This is a genomic window from Geomicrobium sp. JCM 19039 (assembly GCF_000698145.1).
GTDB lineage: Bacteria > Bacillota > Bacilli > Bacillales > Marinococcaceae > Geomicrobium_A.
Genome location: NZ_BAXB01000033.1, coordinates 15129 through 34541 on the forward strand (window position 1 = coordinate 15129; position 19413 = coordinate 34541).

General features: G+C 43.3%; 18 protein-coding genes and 3 pseudogenes. 16 read left to right on the forward strand and 5 right to left on the reverse strand.

The window, feature by feature from the left end; genetic code table 11:
* Positions 1 to 115: 115 nt before the first annotated feature.
* Genes JCM19039_RS26770 through JCM19039_RS26775 form a run of 3 tightly spaced genes read left to right on the forward strand, consistent with a single transcriptional unit; the run spans position 116 to position 3520 of the window.
* On the forward strand, positions 116 to 379 hold the full coding sequence (locus tag JCM19039_RS26770) for an efflux RND transporter permease subunit (protein WP_255343718.1): 264 nt from the start codon (positions 116 to 118) through the stop codon (positions 377 to 379).
* Entirely contained in the window at positions 376 to 2913 is a 2538-nt protein-coding gene (locus tag JCM19039_RS19600) for an efflux RND transporter permease subunit (protein ID WP_255343720.1), read from the forward strand. The genes JCM19039_RS26770 and JCM19039_RS19600 overlap by 4 nt, the downstream gene beginning before the upstream one ends.
* On the forward strand, positions 2813 to 3520 hold the full coding sequence (locus tag JCM19039_RS26775) for an efflux RND transporter permease subunit (RefSeq protein WP_255343724.1): 708 nt from the start codon (positions 2813 to 2815) through the stop codon (positions 3518 to 3520). The genes JCM19039_RS19600 and JCM19039_RS26775 overlap by 101 nt, the downstream gene beginning before the upstream one ends.
* 351 nt (positions 3521 to 3871) lie before the next feature.
* Here the strand turns inward: JCM19039_RS26775 and JCM19039_RS19605 are convergent, their stop codons facing one another.
* Positions 3872 to 4678, reverse strand: coding sequence for a GAF domain-containing protein (locus JCM19039_RS19605; RefSeq protein ID WP_042430470.1), 807 nt, complete (start codon positions 4676 to 4678; stop codon positions 3872 to 3874).
* A gap of 243 nt (positions 4679 to 4921) precedes the next feature.
* On the opposite strand from JCM19039_RS19605, the gene JCM19039_RS19610 reads away from it, so the two are divergent.
* The 11 genes and pseudogenes from JCM19039_RS19610 to JCM19039_RS19655 all read left to right on the forward strand — a co-directional run bounded on the left by JCM19039_RS19610 (position 4922) and on the right by JCM19039_RS19655 (position 13324).
* The gene (locus JCM19039_RS19610) at positions 4922 to 5170 is read left to right on the forward strand and encodes a hypothetical protein (RefSeq protein ID WP_152550291.1); all 249 of its coding nucleotides are present in this window, start codon (positions 4922 to 4924) and stop codon (positions 5168 to 5170) included.
* A gap of 496 nt (positions 5171 to 5666) precedes the next feature.
* On the forward strand, positions 5667 to 6527 hold the full coding sequence (locus tag JCM19039_RS19615) for an aminoglycoside adenylyltransferase domain-containing protein (protein WP_081834640.1): 861 nt from the start codon (positions 5667 to 5669) through the stop codon (positions 6525 to 6527).
* 481 nt (positions 6528 to 7008) lie between these two features.
* A pseudogene (locus JCM19039_RS28230) lies at positions 7009 to 7295 on the forward strand (mechanosensitive ion channel family protein); the annotation flags it as partial.
* 15 nt (positions 7296 to 7310) lie between these two features.
* Entirely contained in the window at positions 7311 to 7727 is a 417-nt protein-coding gene (locus JCM19039_RS28235; protein ID WP_052398981.1) for a mechanosensitive ion channel domain-containing protein, read from the forward strand.
* 76 nt (positions 7728 to 7803) lie between these two features.
* Complete coding sequence (dapD, locus tag JCM19039_RS19625) at positions 7804 to 8523, forward strand: 2,3,4,5-tetrahydropyridine-2,6-dicarboxylate N-acetyltransferase (RefSeq protein ID WP_042430477.1); 720 nt, start codon at positions 7804 to 7806, stop codon at positions 8521 to 8523.
* 60 nt (positions 8524 to 8583) lie between these two features.
* Entirely contained in the window at positions 8584 to 9714 is a 1131-nt protein-coding gene (locus tag JCM19039_RS19630; protein WP_042430481.1) for an N-acetyldiaminopimelate deacetylase, read from the forward strand.
* 116 nt (positions 9715 to 9830) lie between these two features.
* The gene (locus JCM19039_RS22690; protein WP_052398982.1) at positions 9831 to 10271 is read left to right on the forward strand and encodes a glycerophosphodiester phosphodiesterase family protein; all 441 of its coding nucleotides are present in this window, start codon (positions 9831 to 9833) and stop codon (positions 10269 to 10271) included.
* A complete protein-coding gene (locus tag JCM19039_RS28240; RefSeq protein ID WP_373976169.1) occupies positions 10268 to 10537 on the forward strand; it encodes a glycerophosphodiester phosphodiesterase in 270 nt (89 codons plus the stop codon). Before JCM19039_RS22690 ends, JCM19039_RS28240 begins: the two co-directional genes overlap by 4 nt.
* Positions 10538 to 10582: 45 nt before the next feature.
* Positions 10583 to 11263, forward strand: a complete 681-nt coding sequence (gene phoU, locus JCM19039_RS22695) for a phosphate signaling complex protein PhoU (RefSeq protein ID WP_052398983.1) — start codon at positions 10583 to 10585, stop codon at positions 11261 to 11263.
* Between the two features lie 40 nt (positions 11264 to 11303).
* A pseudogene (locus JCM19039_RS28245) lies at positions 11304 to 12832 on the forward strand (Na/Pi cotransporter family protein).
* Positions 12833 to 12898: 66 nt separating this feature from the next.
* Entirely contained in the window at positions 12899 to 13324 is a 426-nt protein-coding gene (locus JCM19039_RS19655) for a TlpA disulfide reductase family protein (protein ID WP_042430486.1), read from the forward strand.
* A 37-nt stretch (positions 13325 to 13361) separates the two neighbouring features.
* Here the strand turns inward: JCM19039_RS19655 and rnjA are convergent, their stop codons facing one another.
* Both rnjA and JCM19039_RS19665 read right to left on the reverse strand, forming a co-directional pair.
* Positions 13362 to 15029: a ribonuclease J1 gene (rnjA, locus tag JCM19039_RS19660; RefSeq protein ID WP_042430490.1), complete on the reverse strand. Its 1668-nt coding sequence runs from the start codon at positions 15027 to 15029 to the stop codon at positions 13362 to 13364.
* Positions 15029 to 15238 (reverse strand): DNA-dependent RNA polymerase subunit epsilon, encoded by a 210-nt coding sequence (locus JCM19039_RS19665; RefSeq protein WP_042400973.1) that lies wholly within the window; start codon positions 15236 to 15238, stop codon positions 15029 to 15031. The genes rnjA and JCM19039_RS19665 overlap by 1 nt, the downstream gene beginning before the upstream one ends.
* Positions 15239 to 15766: 528 nt before the next feature.
* Between JCM19039_RS19665 and JCM19039_RS19670 the strand changes: the two are divergent.
* Positions 15767 to 16478, forward strand: a pseudogene (locus JCM19039_RS19670) (Cof-type HAD-IIB family hydrolase).
* A gap of 44 nt (positions 16479 to 16522) precedes the next feature.
* On the opposite strand, the gene def reads toward JCM19039_RS19670, so the two are convergent.
* Positions 16523 to 17074: a peptide deformylase gene (gene def, locus JCM19039_RS19675; protein ID WP_193744310.1), complete on the reverse strand. Its 552-nt coding sequence runs from the start codon at positions 17072 to 17074 to the stop codon at positions 16523 to 16525.
* Between the two features lie 159 nt (positions 17075 to 17233).
* The gene (locus JCM19039_RS23445) at positions 17234 to 17392 is read right to left on the reverse strand and encodes a YjcZ family sporulation protein (protein ID WP_081829240.1); all 159 of its coding nucleotides are present in this window, start codon (positions 17390 to 17392) and stop codon (positions 17234 to 17236) included.
* A gap of 201 nt (positions 17393 to 17593) precedes the next feature.
* Here JCM19039_RS23445 and JCM19039_RS19680 point away from each other — a divergent pair, with 201 nt between their 5' ends.
* Positions 17594 to 18244, forward strand: a complete 651-nt coding sequence (locus JCM19039_RS19680; RefSeq protein WP_042430495.1) for a YkyA family protein — start codon at positions 17594 to 17596, stop codon at positions 18242 to 18244.
* Positions 18245 to 19413: the final 1169 nt, after the last annotated feature.

The window sequence follows — 19413 nt, forward strand, 5'->3', positions numbered from 1 at the left end:
GTAAGAATGTGACGTTGGTTCATAATCAGTTCATCGTTCCGGTGTATGCTAATGAAGTGCATTTCCATACGTAAAAAATACATAAAAATTGATAGGGCATAGGGGTGGTTTACACATGACAAATTTCTCGATCAGACGTCCGGTTTTTACAATCGTCGTCATGATTTTGTTTTTAATTGTAGGTCTCGTTTCTTCTACGAGATTACCGCTACAATTAATTCCAGATATTGATCCTCCAGTAGCAGCGGTGATTGCATCGTATCCAGATGCAGGGCCAGAAGAAGTTCTAACCGAAGTGACTGAACCGCTAGAAGCGCAATTAGCGACGACAACGGGTTTAGATCTCATTCAGTCGAATACGTCTGAAGCACGTCAATGATCATTTTGCAATTTGATTGGGACACAAACATTGAAGATGTTGAACTGGACATCATGAATACGTTACGGCAGGTGAATCTGCCTGATAGTGTGGATGAACCGAGCTTCTTACAATTTGACCCATCCATGTTCCCGATGATGCAACTTGCCGTCACATCAGGAGATGACATCATTGATTTTCAAGATGACGTGCTAGACCTTGAACAAGAGTTGTTGAACATTCCAGGTGTAGCAAGCGTTGATGAATCAGGTAGTCTAACTGAAATTGTAGAAGTGAATCTTGATCGGGAACTCATGGATGATAACAACGTCGCACAAGACGACGTTAGTGGAGCCATTCAATCAAACAACGTTTCCATGCCTGGTGGTACCGTGCTCCAGGATGATCTGAGTTTAACGACAAGGGTCGTTAGCGAACTTACATCAGTGAATGACATTCGCGAGCTAGTCGTAGGTGTTGATCCAGAATCGGGCGATCAAATAACAATTGATGATGTCGGGGACGTAGACATTGTTACCGAAGATCAAACGGTCATTACAAGAGCCAACCAAGAAGATGCCATGATGTTATCGATCATGCAAGAATCTAGCGCCAATACGGCATCAACATCTGATGCAGTAAATGAGCGGTTGGACGAATTAATGAATGACAGTGATTTTGAAGACTTGAGTATTATCTCCCTTTATGATGAAGGGGACTTTATAAACCAAGCGATTAACAGTGTTGTTTCTGCACTCGTGCTTGGTGGTGTGCTAGCAATGACGGTGTTGTTCTTCTTCTTAAGAAACTTGAAAACACCATTTATCATTGGCTTGGCCATACCTTTCTCGGTGATCGTTACATTTGCGTTTATGTTCTTTTTGGACATTGGATTAAACATCATGACGCTAGGGGGTCTCGCCCTAGGAATTGGTCTTGTAATTGATAACGCGATTGTTGTTATTGAGAACATTTATCGCCACCTATCCAAAGGTAAAGACGCAAAAGAGGCAGCGAGAGAAGGTACGAAAGAAGTGATGGGGGCGATTACGGCCTCAACGCTAACGACCATTTCTGTTTTCTTACCAATCGTATTTATTACGGGTATTGTAGGAGACATTTTTGGTGAGCTAGCTTTAACCGTATCGTTTAGTTTATTGTCTTCGCTCCTCGTTGCGATTACGGTCGTTCCGATGGTTGCGAGCCGTGTATTAAAAGCACCTAAAGAAGACATTGAAGAAAAGCGCCGACAAGGCAAGACAATGAAATCACTTGAAAATATTACGCACTGGTCGCTCGGGCATCGCAAGTCTGTCATCGCGATTACGTTATTGCTTCTCTTTGGCGGTATTGGTGGACTGTTTACAGTCGGCACAGAGCTCCTCCCAGAAGCTGATCAATCGTCATTTAACGTCGATATTGAAATGGAATCTGGTACGAGTCTAGAGCGAACAGATGAAGCCGTAACGGCAATCGAAGATGTATTGGATGACTATCAAGAAATTGACAATTACTCGGCCTCCGTTGGAGGTACGTCAATGGATATGGGTGGAGAAGGTGAATCACATACTGCCCAGATCATCGTATCCATGGTTCCGATGGATGAGCGGACAATGACGGATGCGGAGTTTGTGGAATCAATTACGCGTGAACTGGAACGTGCAGATGACGGTGTTGAAGAGTTACGCGCCTATACAATGACCGCCGCGATGGGTGGGGAAGCCAATACGGTACCATTTATCGTGTCTCACTCAGAGCGTAGTGAGTTGTATGATTTCGCTGAAGAGCTACAAGATGAGTTGCTTGATTACTCCATCATTCAAGAGGTACAACTTAGTATCGAAGATACGGTGCCAGAAATCCTTATCGAAGTCGACGATGAGGCTGCATTAGACAACGGTCTAACACCAGCAGAAGTTGCGACACAAGTCAATGAAGCCACGCAAGGCGAGACCGTTGCAACTGTCCAAATTCCTGATGATGAAGAAGAGGATGCAAATGGCACGACAACGACGTATGAAGTTGTCGTTGGTCTCGATGCAAGTTTTACCGATTCAGTAGATGAACTTGAAGTCTTAACGATCAGAAATAACGAAGGTGAAACGGTAAACCTCAATGATATTGCTGAGATTACTGAAGGAGAAAGCCCTGCAGCCGTGCAACGAGCGGACCAAGAAGAAGCCGTTGAGTTTACGGTCGGTTATACGACAGCTGCTGTACTCAGTGATGTGTCAGATGCAATCGTCTCATCTGTTGATGAAGTTGAGTTGCCAGATGGAGCAAACTTCTCCTTTGGCGGAGAGCAAGAAATTCTTGATGATGCCATGATGAGCATGGTTCTTGCGCTTGTGCTTGCGGTTACCTTCATTTATCTCATTATGCTGCACAATTTGAGTCATTTAGCTGCCATTTATTATGATGCTAACGGTTCCTCTCGTTATTATCGGCGTTGCAATTGCCCTTACAGCAACGCAAACCGCTATCGGAATTACGACCTTTATCGGGGTAATCATTCTCGTAGGTATTGCTGTAAACAACGGAATTGTCATGCTTGACTTCGTGAATCAACAGAAGCGAAAAGGGTTGTCTACCTACGATGCGCTCGTTGAATCTGTGAAGTTAAGAACACGACCGATTGTGATGACATCTGTCACTGCAATTCTAGGTATGGTGCCGATTGCGATTGGTATGGGTGAAGGTGCAGAAATGCAGCAGCCAATGGCGATTGCTGTAATTGGTGGTCTCATTAGTAGTACAGTGCTTACACTCGTGTTTATTCCGGTCATGTACAGCTTGTTTGATAAAGAAACACGCTCACGCCGGACGCCGTATGTAGTCGTGAACGACTACGATGAATCAGGTGAAGAGCGACGCATGTATTTACCCGCACACGAAGCAGGGCGTCCGTCAGCGTACAAGTCGACACAAGCAGAGGACATTGAAGAAGTCGATGATGAAGAAGCGCCGGCTGATCCGGAGCCTAGAGACGCTGAAGACCGACACGAAGAAATGAGAGAAGAACAGAACGAAGAGTACCAAGAAGAAGAGAAACAAGAGAATAACACGTCCGCAGACCGTGAGACGAATGATTTAAGCAAAGATGAACTGCTCGACCTTCTCGAGTCGATTGTCAAGCGCAACAAGAACGACAATGAAAAATAAAAAAACTGAGCAGTTTGGTAAGATGACCGCCAGATTCCACACGTTGGAGTCTGGCGGTTTTTTTATGAGTAAGCGGAAGTTATCAGATTGCATACGTTGGATTTTAAGGTCGAGGACGATTAAAAAAGCACGCCCGCCCAACTTGGACGAACGTGTGATATCGGAAATGACAATTTACAGTCGCTTTAACAGTTGTCTTTTTGCCTCCGAATAATCGGAAGTGGATGCTCTGGCTGCGGCCTGTCTTTGCGTTCTCAGCCATTTGTGATAATGGGATTCAGATAGAATGCCACGCTTTTTTGCCGATCGCGCAGCGGCTTTTTTTAGCAGTTCTTTTCCTGACAAATTGCATCAACCTCCCTTGTTTCTATCGTATTCTGTCTCATTTAATTGTTGATCGACAAATTGATTATCAAGCGTCTGACTATATTCTATGAATGCCAGCTCAATAAATCTGCTGTATAGTGCGGCAATTGGAATTACTTCTTTTTGAAACGACGTCTGGGCATCAATGGTTAACACTCCCCATTCGGATAAAGGGAAGCAAAGAAGCGCTTTGGAATCGACTCTAAGCATCTCGGTTGGATAATAATCAACATCGGCGTAAATGTTCTGGACGTGTTCTCTTCTTTTTTTGCGAAAACAACGCCCTGCAATTGTTTCATGAATGGGAAGTTGGTCGTTCTGATCTCCTTCATCAAAACGGGTGTTACCTGCAAATAGGACGAGCCGATCAATTTCTTCTTCTTCGATCCAGATGGCGCAGTAATGTTCCTCTCCTGGTTTGAACTTAATATCGGTACTTAGTGTGTTCACGAGTTGAATCATTAAGCTTTCATACGCTTCTAATCGTTCAGTGACCGGTAACTCTTGTTCCTTTAATTGAGACAGCGACGCAAGAAATCGCTCTGCGTTTTGCATTGCATGTGTTGTTTGCAGCGAGATGTCTTTTTGTAAGGAAGCTTCAGATTTGGATGTAAACAATTCTTGTTGAATTTTTTGGAAGCCTAATTCTTTATCGATCTTCTCTGTATATTTCATCGCGGCGCGTCCGATTAACACAAAAAGAACGAGTACACCAGCAATGATGAGAAAACCAGTCACTCCGTATACCCAGTCCGGCTGATGTTCGAAGAGAACACGTAACAATTCTGTCATTCGCAGCACCTGCATTCCTTCATTAATACAATGTAATCCACATCAAGAGGATTTATGCACAGTGGATTTATGTTTTGCGATCCAGTGAAACTACCCAATTTCATAGACGTTTCCCTCTTTTTTATCGATAGCTAGGTTATGTCATTACAACGAATGTGAGAGCTGACATAGGATTTAATGTAAGACAATTTATGAGGAAAAAAGGAGAGTTTGAAATGTCATATAATCATTGGGACTATTTGTTTGGCTGTGGCGGTAACCGAGGTGGCGGCAACCGACGGGGCAAGCGCTTTGAGTGTGAGTGTAGAGAAGTACGTGACAGAGATCGCGGCTGTGGGTGTAAAGACAAGTATGATTATGATTACGACTACGATTATGATCATTGCTACAAGAAGAAAGAAAAATGTGACAAAGATCGTGGAGAGCGTTGCCGCATTAAGTTTGAAATTGAGTGCGACGACTAATAAGTACGTGAGGGAAGCAGTTTTATAACTGCTTCCCCTTTACAGGATAGAAAGAAAGGAAGTGAAAATATGAACCAATCAAGACACTACTGGACAGGATGTTCTTGTAGAAAGAAGCATTCGAATAAGGAAAGTTCTTGCTATCATAGTGGCTATCAAAAGCCTGCCCCGCCGTGGTATCCTTCGTGTTACAACGGCAATCCAGAGCCAAAACCAAAGGCAAAACCAGAGAAAAAACGGAAAACGAAAAGTCGATTAAAAGGGTCTATTATTGTTAAATGTGATTAGAGTGGTTGTATATGGAATTTCGCTAGATATAGGTAAGACCATTACTAGTTTTTCAAAGATAATCATAGAATGATAAGGCAAGCAAAAACGTCATCCGCCGGACGTCTTGCTTGTAAAGATTAGCTCTGTCATACCTCCCAGGTCTGTAATCATGGCATGTAATTCCCTCCAACACATTGAACGGAACTTTTGAAACGGGGTCATTGACTCCGTTCTTTTTATCTGTTGTATGACAAATGACATCCTTCCCATTGCAAGTGGAACGACAATCGATTACGATATTGATAAGTATCATTACATCATTACAACATGGATGGGGGAAGATGCTGTATATGGACGACCAGATTGACGATTATTTGGACCGCCTTGCCACAACGTTGCAATCATTGTTGAAAAAACAACTCACAGGGGTGTATTTGAGTGGATCGCTCGTTATGGACGATTGGATTCCGACGAATAGCGATGTGGATGTGATGTGCATAGTGGACCGTCCACTTAAAGATTCTGTGAAACTGAAATTGGTCGACCAATTAGCTGAAGAGAGGTTGGATCCTCCAGGATCAGGTTTGGAGCTTGTGTTCGTATTAGAAGATGAGGTTATTAAACCGCACTCACTACCATCTTACGAATACGTGCTTACATTTCAACAAAATATCGGTGTAAAGGTGAAAGAAGAAGGGATGGACGAAGGGTTATTGATGGACTTTACCATCTGTTATCAATCTGGAAAGACACTCATCGGAAAACCGATAGAAGAAGTATTTGGGGTTGTGCCAAAACCATGGTTGAATGAGGCTATGAAAGGGTCGCTTCGTTGGCATAAGGCACATGTTTTTCACCCATTTTATGATCCGTATGGTCACGAAGCCGTTTTGAATGCTTGTCGCACATGGTGCTTCAAAGAAAATGGCCGGATGACGTCAAAAACGAAGGGCGCGCTATGGGCGGTGTCGCGATGGTCTGACTCTGATGTTGTTTCTCACGCACTTTCCATTCGTGAAGGGTCACGAACCGATCGATTAGACGAAGAGCGGGTGCATGCGATTCTTGATCATGTAATGATGATGCAAAGTACCAAGTTAAAAGCATTCATTTAACATATAGGACAAATAAGTGAGAGGGTCTTTTGACTCTCTATTTTTCGTTTTAAAGACCGGAGGGATTTCGTTGTTAGATATGTACCACGACTGGCTAGCCATGTATCCATGGCTTCAATATGTCGTCGCATTTATAATCATTATGTTCTTTTTATTTCTTAGAAAAGTGTTCACCCGGTATGTGTTTGCCTTTATTTTACGACTATCACGAAAAAGCAAAAGTGAGCTACTTCCGAATATCTTGTTGTCTTTTCAACGACCGGTTCGCTTTTTCTTTGTGATTTTAGGTTTGTATCTTGCCATTCAATACCTAGTGCCGGATGATCCGACAGCAGCTGTTGAAAGGCGAATGGAAGTTGTGAACACGTTCTTTCGTTCCAGTGTGATCTTAATGTTCGGATGGGGGTTCTTTAACGTATCTGGAACATCATCAAATCTGTTTAAAAAGTTAAGCATGCGCCTCGATTCCGGGGAGGACAGTATGCTCGTACCTTTCCTTTCTAAGTTGTTGCGCGTATTGATCGTCGCGCTAACTGTCGTGGTCATTCTTGATACGTTTGGTTTTGATATTAACGGTTTTGTTGCCGGTCTAGGGCTTGGTGGTCTTGCTTTTGCCCTTGCAGCTCAAGACACGATTGGCAATTTGTTTGGCGGGATCATTATCGTTACAGAGAAGCCATTTAGAAAAGACGATTGGATTGAGACGCAACTGTTGAAGGAATTGTAGAAGACATCTCTTTTCGGAGTACAAAGGTCAGAACATTTTCTGAAGGGCTCGTTACAGTGCCAAACTCAACACTCGCTCACGAACCGATCACGAATTGGTCTGAGATGACGAAGAGGCAAATCGCTTTTGAAATCCAATTTCGATATGATACACCAATGGATTCGTTAAAAGTGGCTAGAGAGCGGATTGAAAGTGAATTGAAAGGAAATGAAGCGATCAATCAAGAAACGATCTTCGTCCGTTTACACGAGTTGCAAGAGTCTGGCATTGAACTGATGTTCTACTTGTTCACGAATACGACAAACTGGGAAGAATGGCTGAAAGTTAAAGAGCAGCTGAACTTGCGGATTTTGGAAATCCTTCGTGAAGAAAATGTCGACTTTGCAATGCCATCTCAAGACTTGTACATTAACGATGAGTTGCACTTACTCACAGAAGGTACTGATGACAATTTAGAGGACAAGCAGTCGTAATGCTTTTGTTCAATGCAGTGTTATGATAATCTAGAATAGGAAAAAATGATACGAATGATCGTTTGGAGGATGAACCATGAAAATGATGGATGGACATGAAATTGTAAAGTTTATTTCTGAGAGCGAGAAATCTACTCCGGTAAAAGTGTACATTAACGGAGATGTTCGTGATATGAATTTTGGTGAAGATGCAAAAGTCTTCCCTAATGAGTCAGGTGCAGTTGTTTTTGGAGAGTGGAAAGCAGTCCAAGAAGCTCTTTTAGGAAATGAAGCAAAAATTCAGGACTATGTGGTTGAGAATGATCGACGGAATTCGGCAATTCCTTTGCTTGATATGAAGAATATTAAAGCACGCATTGAGCCAGGTGCGATTATCCGCGACCAAGTCATTATCGGTGACAATTCCGTCATTATGATGGGGGCAAGCATTAACATCGGAGCCGTTGTAGGTGAAGGTACGATGATTGATATGAATGTCGTTATGGGCGGTCGTGCAACGGTCGGCAAAAACTGCCACATCGGAGCTGGAGCTGTACTCGCAGGTGTTGTTGAACCACCATCTGCACAGCCAGTGATCGTGGAAGATGAGGTTGTTGTTGGTGCGAACGCTGTGATTTTGGAAGGTGTTCGTGTTGGAAAAGGCGCTGTTGTTGCAGCAGGCGCAATTGTTACTGAAGATGTTCCAGAGAATGTTGTTGTTGCTGGAACACCTGCACGTGTCATCAAAGACATCGATGAAGGTACGCGTGGGAAAACAGAAATTAAAGCAGAGCTTCGTAAGCTTAAAGAAGACTAAACATGAGTTAAGACTCCCGATCAACATGAGCGGGAGTTTCTTTATAGGGGGAGCATTGCCATGTATACGAAGGAACAGATGTATCACATTCGCCAAGAACTTCATCAGATTCCTGAAGAAGGGTTTAAGGAGTGGGAAACGAGCAAAACGATCCGTCATTATCTTGATAACTTAGACCAGAAACATATGCGCATTACCGAATGGCAAACAGGATATTTTGTGAACATCGATGGGTATGCACCTGAACAAACGATTGGATACCGGACCGATATTGATGGTCTACCGATGACAGAACAAACGGGCTTGCCCTATTCATCTGTACATGAAGGGTTCATGCACGCTTGTGGACATGACTTGCATATGACGATCGCGCTTTCGCTCCTATCATACTTTAGTGAACGGCAACCCAAAGACAATCTCCTGTTTATTTTTCAGCCGGCAGAAGAAGGGCCAGGCGGGGCAGAACCGATGATTCAGAGTAAAGAATACGAAGCTTTGCGCCCGGATTGGATGATGGCACTTCACGTCCACCCTCATCTAGCGGTCGGGACAGTGGCCACGAAAGAAGGGTTATTGTTTGCGAATACGGCAGAGTTTAATCTCCATTTGCGCGGTAAAAGTGGACATGCCGCTTACCCTCATGAAGCGAATGATATGGTTGTGGCATCTAGTTACTTAATTACGCAGTTGCAGTCGGTCATCTCCCGTAGAATTGACCCGATTGATAGTGCGGTTATCTCGATTGGGAAGCTCGAAAGCGGTACGAAGGAGAACATTGTCGCCTCTCGCGCCAGCACAGAAGGGACGATTCGCACGCTTTCAAAAGACTCGATGGATCGTGTGCAAAAACATGTCACAAGCATGTGCAGAGGCATTGCTGAAAGTTTTAATTGTGAAGTTGTGATTGAGTGGGGTTCTGCATACAAACAAGTGTGGAACGATGCAACGAAAACGAATGATTTCATAAATTGGACGAAGAAGCAACCAAACGTTCAATTTGTTGAATCTGAGCGCGCCATGACCGGGGAAGATTTCGGCTTTTTCTTAGACGACGTGCCAGGTTTTATGTTTTGGCTCGGTGTTGATGGAGAAGCTGGATTACATGAGCCTACGCTAAATCCAAAAGAAGAAGCGATTCCAGTAGCAGTTGAGCATGTGATTGGTTATCTACAACAAGCGATGAACAAATAAGCGAACGATCGGGACACGTCCAATGATTGGCGTGTCCCGCATATCGCCCACATTGACAACTTTATAGAGGTTCACTAAAATTAACGTCATAGCAATTCTTGAAAGGAAGATTCATTTTGTATATAGCTCATCGCGGTTATTCAGCAAAAGCCCCAGAAAATACATTAGCTGCATTTCAACAAGCCATTCAAAAAGGAGCAGATGGCATTGAATTAGATGTGCACCGATCATTGGATGGGGAATTAATCGTCATTCATGATGAATCGATTAACCGTACAACGAATGGTGAAGGGAAAGTCGCGGATATGACGCTCGACCAATTAAAGACGCACGATGCTGGAAGTTGGTATAGCGAAGCCTACAGAGGTGAGAAGATCCCAACATTGTCAGAAGTGTTTGAATGCATGCCGAAAGAAACACTCATCAACGTTGAGATTAAAAACATCCCTTCCTTTTATGAAGGGATTGAAGACCTTGTCGTGCAAGCGATTCAAACCTACGAACGTATGGAACTACGATTGTTTCTTCCTTTGATCATCATTCTCTTGTTCGCGTGAAAGAAAGGGCTGCAAATGTTCACATCGGACTTTTGCTCAATTCCAGAATTGTGAAAATAGAAAATTATTTACGTTCCTTTCAGCCGCATTCGATCTATTCGGTACACCCACACTTTCGGACCATTCAAGCGGAGGATGTTCTAGACTTCAAATCCAACAACCTCAAGGTTTTTCCGTACACCGTAAATGAGCAGAATGATTTGTCAGCGATGAAGCAGCTCGGAGTAGATGGGATCATCTCAGACAGGATCATGTGCGAATCATGATTTTAGAGCCTTTTTCATACGCTCTAATAAGAGAGGTGGGCTCACATGTACAAAATGAAATATTTTCATCAAGAAATGAGAAAGATCGAAAAACAATTATACAAAATGGGATTGGCGACGAAAATGCAAATGGAGCGTGTTCCTACTGCACTATTTTCCAAAGACGAAAAGCACGCCATCCAGCTCATCTCTGAAGATGAAACGATTGATCGCTTTGATCAAAAAGTACACACCGATGTACTAAACTTGATTATGCTTCAGCCCCCTCTACCTCATGAGCTGCGTATTCTTACATCAATGATGAGGGTGGCTAGGGAACTAGAGCGAATGGGTGATCAAATTGTGAACATTGCCGAAATCGCTAAGGAACGACCGACCGACCCTAAAACGCAATACAATAGTGAAAAAGTTGAACAAGCTGTTCGTGAAATGAATCACATTAGTTTAGAGATGATGTCACATGCGCTTTCAATGATGAAAGAAAAAGACTATCAAGACTACGACGCGCTTGAACAGCAAGATGAACGCGTCGATGCGTTATTTTATACGACGCAAAAACAGTTATCTACAGAGATGAAACAAGACCCTTTACGAATTGATTCGCTAGCGCCTTTTTTTCTTGTTGCGAGATACCAAGAGCGAATTGCGGACCATGTTGTTAACATTGTTCGCAAGTTAAAGGAAAGTCAAGAAGAAGGTGTCGTGTATGGATTGGATTCAGATTAGTCTCCAACTGCTTGGGGGACTTGCGATCTTTTTGTATGGCATGTGGATTGCGAGTGACGGGTTAAAACAGTCCGCGTCTAACCACCTGAAAGTCTTTCTTCAAAAAGTTACGAAGAATCAATTTTATGGTGCGATTGCAGGCATTGTTTTAGCGGCTGTTATGCAGTCTTCAACAGCAGCGACCGTGATGACGGTCGCTTTGTCAATGCCGGCCTGATTAGCTTACGAAGAGCACTTGGCATCATGTTAGGCTCAGCCGTTGGAACAACCATTACCGTCCAGCTCATTGCATTTAGCATTACCGATTACGCCCTTGCGTTTGTGACGCTTGGGGTTTTGTTATTTCTTATGAATGTGAAGATGCGTGCATACGGGTCGATCGTTCTCGGTTTTGGTTTTGTGTTTTTTGGAATGGGAATTATGACTGCGGCGATGGAGCCGTTGCAAACGGACCCGGTATTTATGGAATACTTAGCTGCCATTTCTGAGCAACCCTTGCTAGCCATCGTTGTCGCTGCTTTATTTACCGCAATTGTTCAAAACAGCGCAGCCACCATTGCCCTTGCGATGGCCCTTGCTGCCAACGGTTCAATTAGTCTGGAAGCGGGTGTTGCAATCGTTTATGGTGCGAATTTTGGTACGGTATTTACTGCCCTCATCTCAAGCGTAACGGCTTCGAAAGATGCTCAACGTGCGGCAGTAGCCCATGCAATTTTTAAAGGAATCGGTGTGCTCATCTTCTTACCGTTAACGAGTATCTTTGTCGCGATTTTACCACTTTTTGGCGGGGAGATTGAACGGCAAATTGCGAATTCTCATACGTTATTTAATCTCGTGAACTTGTTTATACTACTGCCGTTTTGCGACCGATTTGCGGTGTGGATGACCAAGCTCATGCCGAAAAAAGAATTGCCTTCTAAATACGTAAAGCACCTTGATCGGGACGCAAGTGCAATACCGGCAGTCGGCTTGTTGCAGGCGAGAAAAGAGCTTGAAGTTGTGACCAAACGGGTGAGTGAGCATATGTTTCCCCATTTACTTAGCATGATTGAAGATGATAAAGCTCGGCAACAAGTCGTTCAACAAGAGCGAGTCATTGATGTTGTCTATAAAGCTACCTATCATCATTTGCAAAGAATTATGGAAAACAACTTAAATGATAAAGAATCTGAGGAAGCACTCAAATTATTATATGTAAACAATGATTTAGAACGTTTGACAAACGTGATGAAAGAGATGGCACGGGCAATGAATAAGCTGGAGAACAAACATAAGATGTTGAATGATTGGGAGCGTGAAAAAATTCAGCAGTTGTTTGAAGAAGTCGAACAAGGATTTTCCCATGCGTCAAAAGCCTTTTCAAACAATCGAGAAGAAGAGGCATTACAAGTGATTTATAACAATCCAAAAATCCAGCGCATGGAAAGAGAAATGCGGTATGAACATTTCTATTACGGTTCAGGTTCAAGCAGCACGGTAAGTGTTGTTTTCTCGGATCTAATGAACTTAATGCTTCGCATTCACCAGCATAGTGTGAACATGTCACATACGATGCTAGGGATGGTCTAACTTCTCGGAACAAAAGCTTACCCTGTTGAGTAAGATAATCGAAACACCGAGAAGGGGGAGCTTAAGATGGGTTTAAAAATTGGTTCATCTATGCCAGATCTAACAGCCAATGTAAAGTGGCTGAATCAGCTACCGCCTAGAGCGACTCATGACCAACCTTACCTCGTCCACTTTTGGACGTTAAGTTGTGATTCATGTTTAACGACATTGCCGGATGTGTCCGCGTTAATGAAGAAGTACGAATCTCACATACATGCCGTTTCTGTTAATTTAGAGCCAGAAGATGATGCGGAAGTGACGAAACAAGCAAAAAGGGCCGGTCTGGATGCACCTCTTGCTATTGATGAAGAAGCGCTGCTATCAGATGCATTTGGCTATAATTTCATTCCTGCATTTTATTTGTTTGATGCATCAGGACAGATGAGGTACTTTCAACAAGGTCAAGATCACCTCGGCACATTAGAACAAAGAATTAAACGGTTGTTACGATAAAAAACAGCGATTTCCAATTGGAAATCGCTGAACGTCGTTATACTTCCATGATGATTGGTAAAATCATCGGTTTGCGTTTTGTTTTCTCGTAAAGGAATGGAGAGAGAAGCTCGATAATCTCGTTCTTGATCTCTGACCACTGTGTTGTTTTTTGGTCCATAAGTTCACGAAGGTGCTTGTCTAACATCTTTTGAGCGTCGTGAATGAGGTGAGATGACTCACGCATATAAACAAACCCACGAGAAATAATGTCAGGGCCTGCAGATACTTTAAAGTTCGTCATGTCGAGTGATACGACGACGACGACGAGACCTTCTTCTGACAAGATTCTACGGTCACGTAAGACGATGTTGCCGATGTCACCAATGCCATTACCGTCGACATAAACAGAACCTGAAGGAACTTTACCGATCTTTTTCGCTTCATTTTGCTTCAGTGCTAGAACTTCACCAATATCCATAATAAAGATATTCTCTTCGGCAATGCCGCAATCAATCGCAAGTTTTTTGTGGCTGACGAGCATGCGGTATTCCCCGTGGATCGGGAAGAAGTATTTCGGCTTCATTAATCGAAGCATGAGCTTCTGCTCTTCTTGGCTACCGTGACCTGATGTATGAATATCATTTAATGACCCGTGAATGACATTCGCACCTGCACGGAACAGTTGATTAATAATCTTGTTCACACTTAGCGTATTACCAGGAATTGGCGAGCTCGAGAAGACAACGGTATCGCCAGGAATGATTTGAATCTGACGGTGTGTTCCGTGAGCAATTCGTGACAATGCTGCCATGGGCTCTCCTTGAGAACCGGTGCAAAGAATCGTAATTTCGTTGTCGGGAATTCGACTTAATTGATTCGTCTCGACAAACGTATCTTTAGGTGCTTGAATGTAGCCGAGTTCTTGTCCAATCGTAAGGGCGGACTCCATGCTACGTCCAAATACAGCGATCTTACGCCCGTGTTTCACCGCTGATTGTACGACTTGTTGCAATCGGTGAATGTTAGAGGCAAACGTCGCAAAAATGACACGGCCATCAACTTGTCTAAAGATGTTCTCGATGCTGTCGCCGACTTTTCTTTCTGACATCGTAAAACCGGGGACTTCTGAATTTGTGCTATCAGACAGTAAACAAAGCACACCTTCTGCACCAAGCTCAGCCATTTTTGTTAAGTTCGCAGGTTCACCAACAGGTGTAAAATCGAATTTAAAATCGCCGGTATGAACAATATTGCCTTCGGGCGTATTTACAACAATTCCTAGCGCGTCAGGAATACTGTGCGTCGTTCTAAAAAAGGATATTTTCAAGTGTTTGAAAGAAATTTCATCATCTTCGTTTAGCTCAATCATTTTCGTTCTTCGAAGCAAGCCGTGCTCTTCTAATTTCCCACGTAAAAGCCCATTGGCTAACTTTCCGCCATATACTGGAACGTTAATTTCACGTAATAAATACGGAATTCCTCCGATATGGTCTTCATGGCCGTGGGTGATGAAGAGCCCGACAATTTTGTCTTCGTTACGAGAGAGGTACGTATAATCAGGAATAACGTAGTCGATGCCGAGCAACTCATCTTCTGGGAACATTATTCCTGCATCAATAATAACAATCTCATCTTTATATTCAACTGCATATGTGTTCTTGCCGATTTCGCCAAGCCCTCCAAGAGCGAAAACAGCAACTTGGTCTTGTTGCAATTGTTTCATTAGCGTTTCTCCAACTTATAGTCAGGCTTACTCTGCTCATATTCAAGATGGGCGCCTGATAATGGTTGAATAAATTCAATGTTTAATTCGTCTTTTGCTAGTTTACGTCGAACGTCACGCTCATCATTTGCTTCTACATAGAGAGCTCCTGTTTTTTCACGTACAGGAACCTCTTTGGCGTTCGACTGGTACATTACTTTGTAGATCACTTTGTCAAATCTCTCCTTGTTTATTAATTTATTGCGTAAGGTATATGTGGATACTCAGATAAAAACGTTGCCCAATGGCAACGCTTCAAAAGAGCGACCATATTCATCCATACACCATACAAAAAAAGAAATCCGTTCACTTATCGAGCTTATACAGTAGTCGTGGTCCCTCAGTGATTAACAATGCTCGGCCGATGTTTTTCAAAGAGGGGAGGGCACTTCCACATCACAACAAGCTCAGCAGACAGTTACCTTATTTTAGCGTATTTTCATCCGTTTAGCAAACCGCATTGGCAATTTCTCCCGTTTTGATGCGTGTTACCTTATAATTTGCGATGATTGGCTCGTTCACATACAAGTGATGGATCGTTAATTGTTGGAAACAAAGCTAGGCGTTTTTTCTTTTCAGTAAGCGCACTTTCCTTCATAATGAAAGAAGCTTGGTTGATTTTAGAGTGGAGTGATGATATGAAAACAAAAGCGATTTTTCTCGACATTGATGGCACGATTTATAATGAAGATAAACAGATGTCGGATGTAACAGTTAGCGCAGTGAGAGCGCTTCAGGAAAAGGGGCATCATGTGTTAATTGCAACGGGACGGTCCCCGTTTATGTATACGTCATTAATGGAAAAGCTCGGAATCATTTCCCACATTGTTTAATGGCTCATACGTTGTCATTGATGGGGACGTTGTGTTAGCGAAGTCGCTTCATTCTTCTGCGTTAGAGAACATTTTCGAGATGGCACATCGTAATGACCATGCGATGGTGTTTATGGATCACACAGGGATGCGCACCGATCAATTATCACACCCTCGTATTAAAGAGTGTATGGAAAGCTTATTGTTGCCGTATCCTCCAATTCACAAAAATCCTATGGATGGCGAAGTGTATCAAGCACTATTGTTCTCAACAAAAGGTGAGAATCCAAGCGATTATGAACATGCATTTTCGGAATTTGATTTCGTCAGGTGGCATGATTTATCCGTTGATATCGTTCCTGCAGGTGGTTCAAAAGCGGTCGGCATACAAAAAGCAGCGGATCTGTTAAACATTCCAATGGAGGATACAATTGCGTTTGGAGACGGTTTAAACGACATTGAGATGTTACAAGCGGCAGGCGTTGGTGTTGCGATGGGCAATGGAACCGAGCAGACGAAACAAGCAGCGGATTTCATAACAAAAAGCGTTGATGAAGAAGGGATTCATGCCGGTTTAAAAGAATTAGGCCTAATCTAACTCATCATTTATACAAAGAACGGGCCTCCGAGGCCCGTTCTTTGTTATAGTGCGGTTCTAGGTACTTCCTTTTTATGAGGGCCTGCGTAGCCTTCAATTCGGTCATAAAACATAATTCCGTTTAGATGGTCCATTTCGTGTTGAACAACAATGGCCAAGTACCCTCTTAATCGAAGAGTTACTCGTTCGCCTTCGAGCGTGTCAGCTTGTAGTTTCACACGGGCGTAACGCGGAACTTCCCCTTCAACTTCGCGATCAACAGATAAACAACCTTCCCCATTTTCCAAACTCGTTTCTTCAATAGAATGGCTCACAATTTTAGGGTTAATAAAACCATAGCTATATAATTGATCTTTCTCATCGGTCGTATGAATGGCAAACATTCGTTTTGAAACACCGACTTGAGGTGCGGCAAGGCCACTGCCAGGACGTAGATCGTATTTTTCAGCGATTTCAGGGTCTTGACTGTTTTTTAGATAGTCAAGCATGTCTTGTAGTAATGCCAAATCTTCCTCGCTTGCGGGCATATCAACTTCTTTAGCCACTTCCCGGAGTACCGGGCTGCCCTCACGGACGATATTGTCCATCAGTATCATCAATTTATCCCCCTCGATATAAAACAAAGCCGTATCAATGATCACGGACTTGCATACGTTTTTACATACGGGCTAAGTATATCAGAAGACAACCACCATAGACAAAAAGGAAAAATAAAGACAGCCACCTAGTGACTGTCTCTTTGAGGAAACGCTTCTTTATTTCTTGTCACCGTAGCAAGCGCCAACGATGATCAACAAGATAAACAGTACGACAATTAACGCGAATCCGCGACCAGCGCCAAAACCGCCTCCGCCGCCGTAGTTTCCATAACATGGGTTGCCGCCATAACCATAACCGCCATAACCATAAGACATGGAGTGAACCCTCCTTTTGTTTTCGCCTGAAGCGATACTACTCTACAATGTATGCAACTGAATCGCTTTTGACTGGATAAATGCCTATTTTTTTAGAAGGACATATGTCTCTTAATATTTCCATATTTTTCTTTGCAAGGTTAACATCATCCTATATGATTATTGAAGATAAGTACGTAATGAGGTGGGGGACGTTCTTTGATGAGACGATTGCTTTATGTAGGACCATTTGTTTTGGGTACTTTACTTTTAGCTGGGTGCATGGAATCGGCTGAAGAAGAACTTATGATCAATATTGAAGATGCCATTGAACTTGAGAACGAATTTGAAGAGCAACAAACACCGTTAATTGAAGCTGAAGAACAGGAATACGAACTTTTTGAAGAGATGGTCAATCTTGGCCTTCAAGACATGGATGAAATTGAAGGGCTTGTTGCACAAGCTTCAGAGCTTGCAAACGAAAGAATCAGTCGTATGGAAACAGAGCGAGAAAGCATCGTCACTGCCTACGAGACTTTTATGGAAGAAGAATCGTTACTCGATGACTTGGAAGGTTCACTACGAGAAGATGCAGAAGCCGTTTTTGATGCGATGGAGCAGCGCTATCAAGTGCATACCGAATTATATGAAGGCTATACAGAGGCCGTGCAAATGGACCTCGACTTGTATGAAATGTTTCTAGATGAAGAGTTGTCTTTCGAAGAACTTGAAGGTCAAATTAACCTCGTCAATGAGCAGTATCAATCCGTGAACGAGTATAAAGAGCAATTCAACGATTACACAACAACATTTAATGAGCAAAAAGAACAATTTTACGATACGGCTGATTTCGTCATCGAAGCTGAAGAATAAAGAAATTTCTAAGAGCAAAAACACTGAAAGCCGGTTGCCCTATACAGGTAACCGGCTTTTTCTTGATCGAAATGTACCATTGTTTGCTTTTAGTTTAAAACGTTCGGCGCTCGCGAGACTTAGCATTTTGGATGATGTGCAATTGTGTAATTTACATCTGGTGAACATTAGATTTTCCAGATTTGTACTGTGGGTGCTTTAAGTGCAATACAAGAGCAACATCGGTGGTCAAAATACGATCACCGTGTTTTCTAGGCACTCCAGAGTACAAGAGCAACATCGGTGATCAAAATACGATCACCGTGTTTTCTAGGCACTGAAGGCAGGACGAGCGAGCTGAAAAAATAGTGTCCCGTTCTTATATTAATAAAATAAACAATATTTCATTTGGTCGTTAACACAGGGGATGAGGACGCTGAATGAGGTAGTAATCCGCTATGGTTGAGTTTTCTCGAACTTGCTTGCTTTTTAGGCTATATAAGTTGAGCTAAATAATTTCTTCAAGAACCAGTGGTAAGCTAGGTAAAGTGGAAACTGTGATCGAGTTGCCACTGAACTGTTCTCAAGTTGGGGGAAATCGCAAGAAAAGCGGTGCATTTTCCTAAACTAGGGAACAGAATAACTGAACTCGGTAACAGATTACAAAGTCACATGTACATCCTCGCCCTGAAGTATCCATATGATACCGGCGCGAGCCGCGCCGAACGAGTCCGGTTTGGTGTCGGCCCCGCTGGGGCCGACAAGTCGTTGGCACTTCAGCCTGGAATCTGCGCGCAAGTTTGGTGAAATTGGCGCTAAAATCGGTCAAAAGGCAAACTTGCGCGCAGATGGGGGAAACTAGCGCGTAGAACGGTCGTTCGTCTTGCCCGCATGTGCCGTCATCCCCTGCGGCAACGGGTTCAGAGAACCATCCCTTTCATTGCCAAGCCAAAAACCTAGCATGATATCGGCGCGAGCCGCGCCGAATCGAGTCCGATTTGGTTTCGGCCCCGCTGGGGCCGACATGTCGTTGGCACTTCAGCTTGGAATCTGCGCGCAAGTTGGAACAAACTGCGCGCAAGTTTGGCGAGATCGGCGCTAAAATCAGTGAAAAGCGCAAACTTGCGCGCAGATGGGGGGAACTAGCGCGCAAAATAGCAACCAGCACCGCGCTATCCCTCCAACCCAAA

Bases quoted from the DNA above. Each gene is read 5' to 3' on its own strand.
- JCM19039_RS26770 (WP_255343718.1), top strand. From the start codon at position 116: ATGACAAATTTCTCGATCAGACGTCCGGTTTTTACAATCGTCGTCATG.
- JCM19039_RS19600 (WP_255343720.1), top strand. From the start codon at position 376: ATGATCATTTTGCAATTTGATTGGGACACAAACATTGAAGATGTTGAA.
- JCM19039_RS19605 (WP_042430470.1), bottom strand. From the start codon at position 4,678: ATGACAGAATTGTTACGTGTTCTCTTCGAACATCAGCCGGACTGGGTA.
- JCM19039_RS19615 (WP_081834640.1), top strand. From the start codon at position 5,667: ATGACATCCTTCCCATTGCAAGTGGAACGACAATCGATTACGATATTG.
- dapD (WP_042430477.1), top strand. From the start codon at position 7,804: ATGAAAATGATGGATGGACATGAAATTGTAAAGTTTATTTCTGAGAGC.
- JCM19039_RS19630 (WP_042430481.1), top strand. From the start codon at position 8,584: ATGTATACGAAGGAACAGATGTATCACATTCGCCAAGAACTTCATCAG.
- phoU (WP_052398983.1), top strand. From the start codon at position 10,583: ATGTACAAAATGAAATATTTTCATCAAGAAATGAGAAAGATCGAAAAA.
- JCM19039_RS19655 (WP_042430486.1), top strand. From the start codon at position 12,899: ATGGGTTTAAAAATTGGTTCATCTATGCCAGATCTAACAGCCAATGTA.
- rnjA (WP_042430490.1), bottom strand. From the start codon at position 15,029: ATGAAACAATTGCAACAAGACCAAGTTGCTGTTTTCGCTCTTGGAGGG.
- def (WP_193744310.1), bottom strand. From the start codon at position 17,074: ATGATACTGATGGACAATATCGTCCGTGAGGGCAGCCCGGTACTCCGG.
- JCM19039_RS23445 (WP_081829240.1), bottom strand. From the start codon at position 17,392: ATGTCTTATGGTTATGGCGGTTATGGTTATGGCGGCAACCCATGTTAT.
- JCM19039_RS19680 (WP_042430495.1), top strand. From the start codon at position 17,594: ATGAGACGATTGCTTTATGTAGGACCATTTGTTTTGGGTACTTTACTT.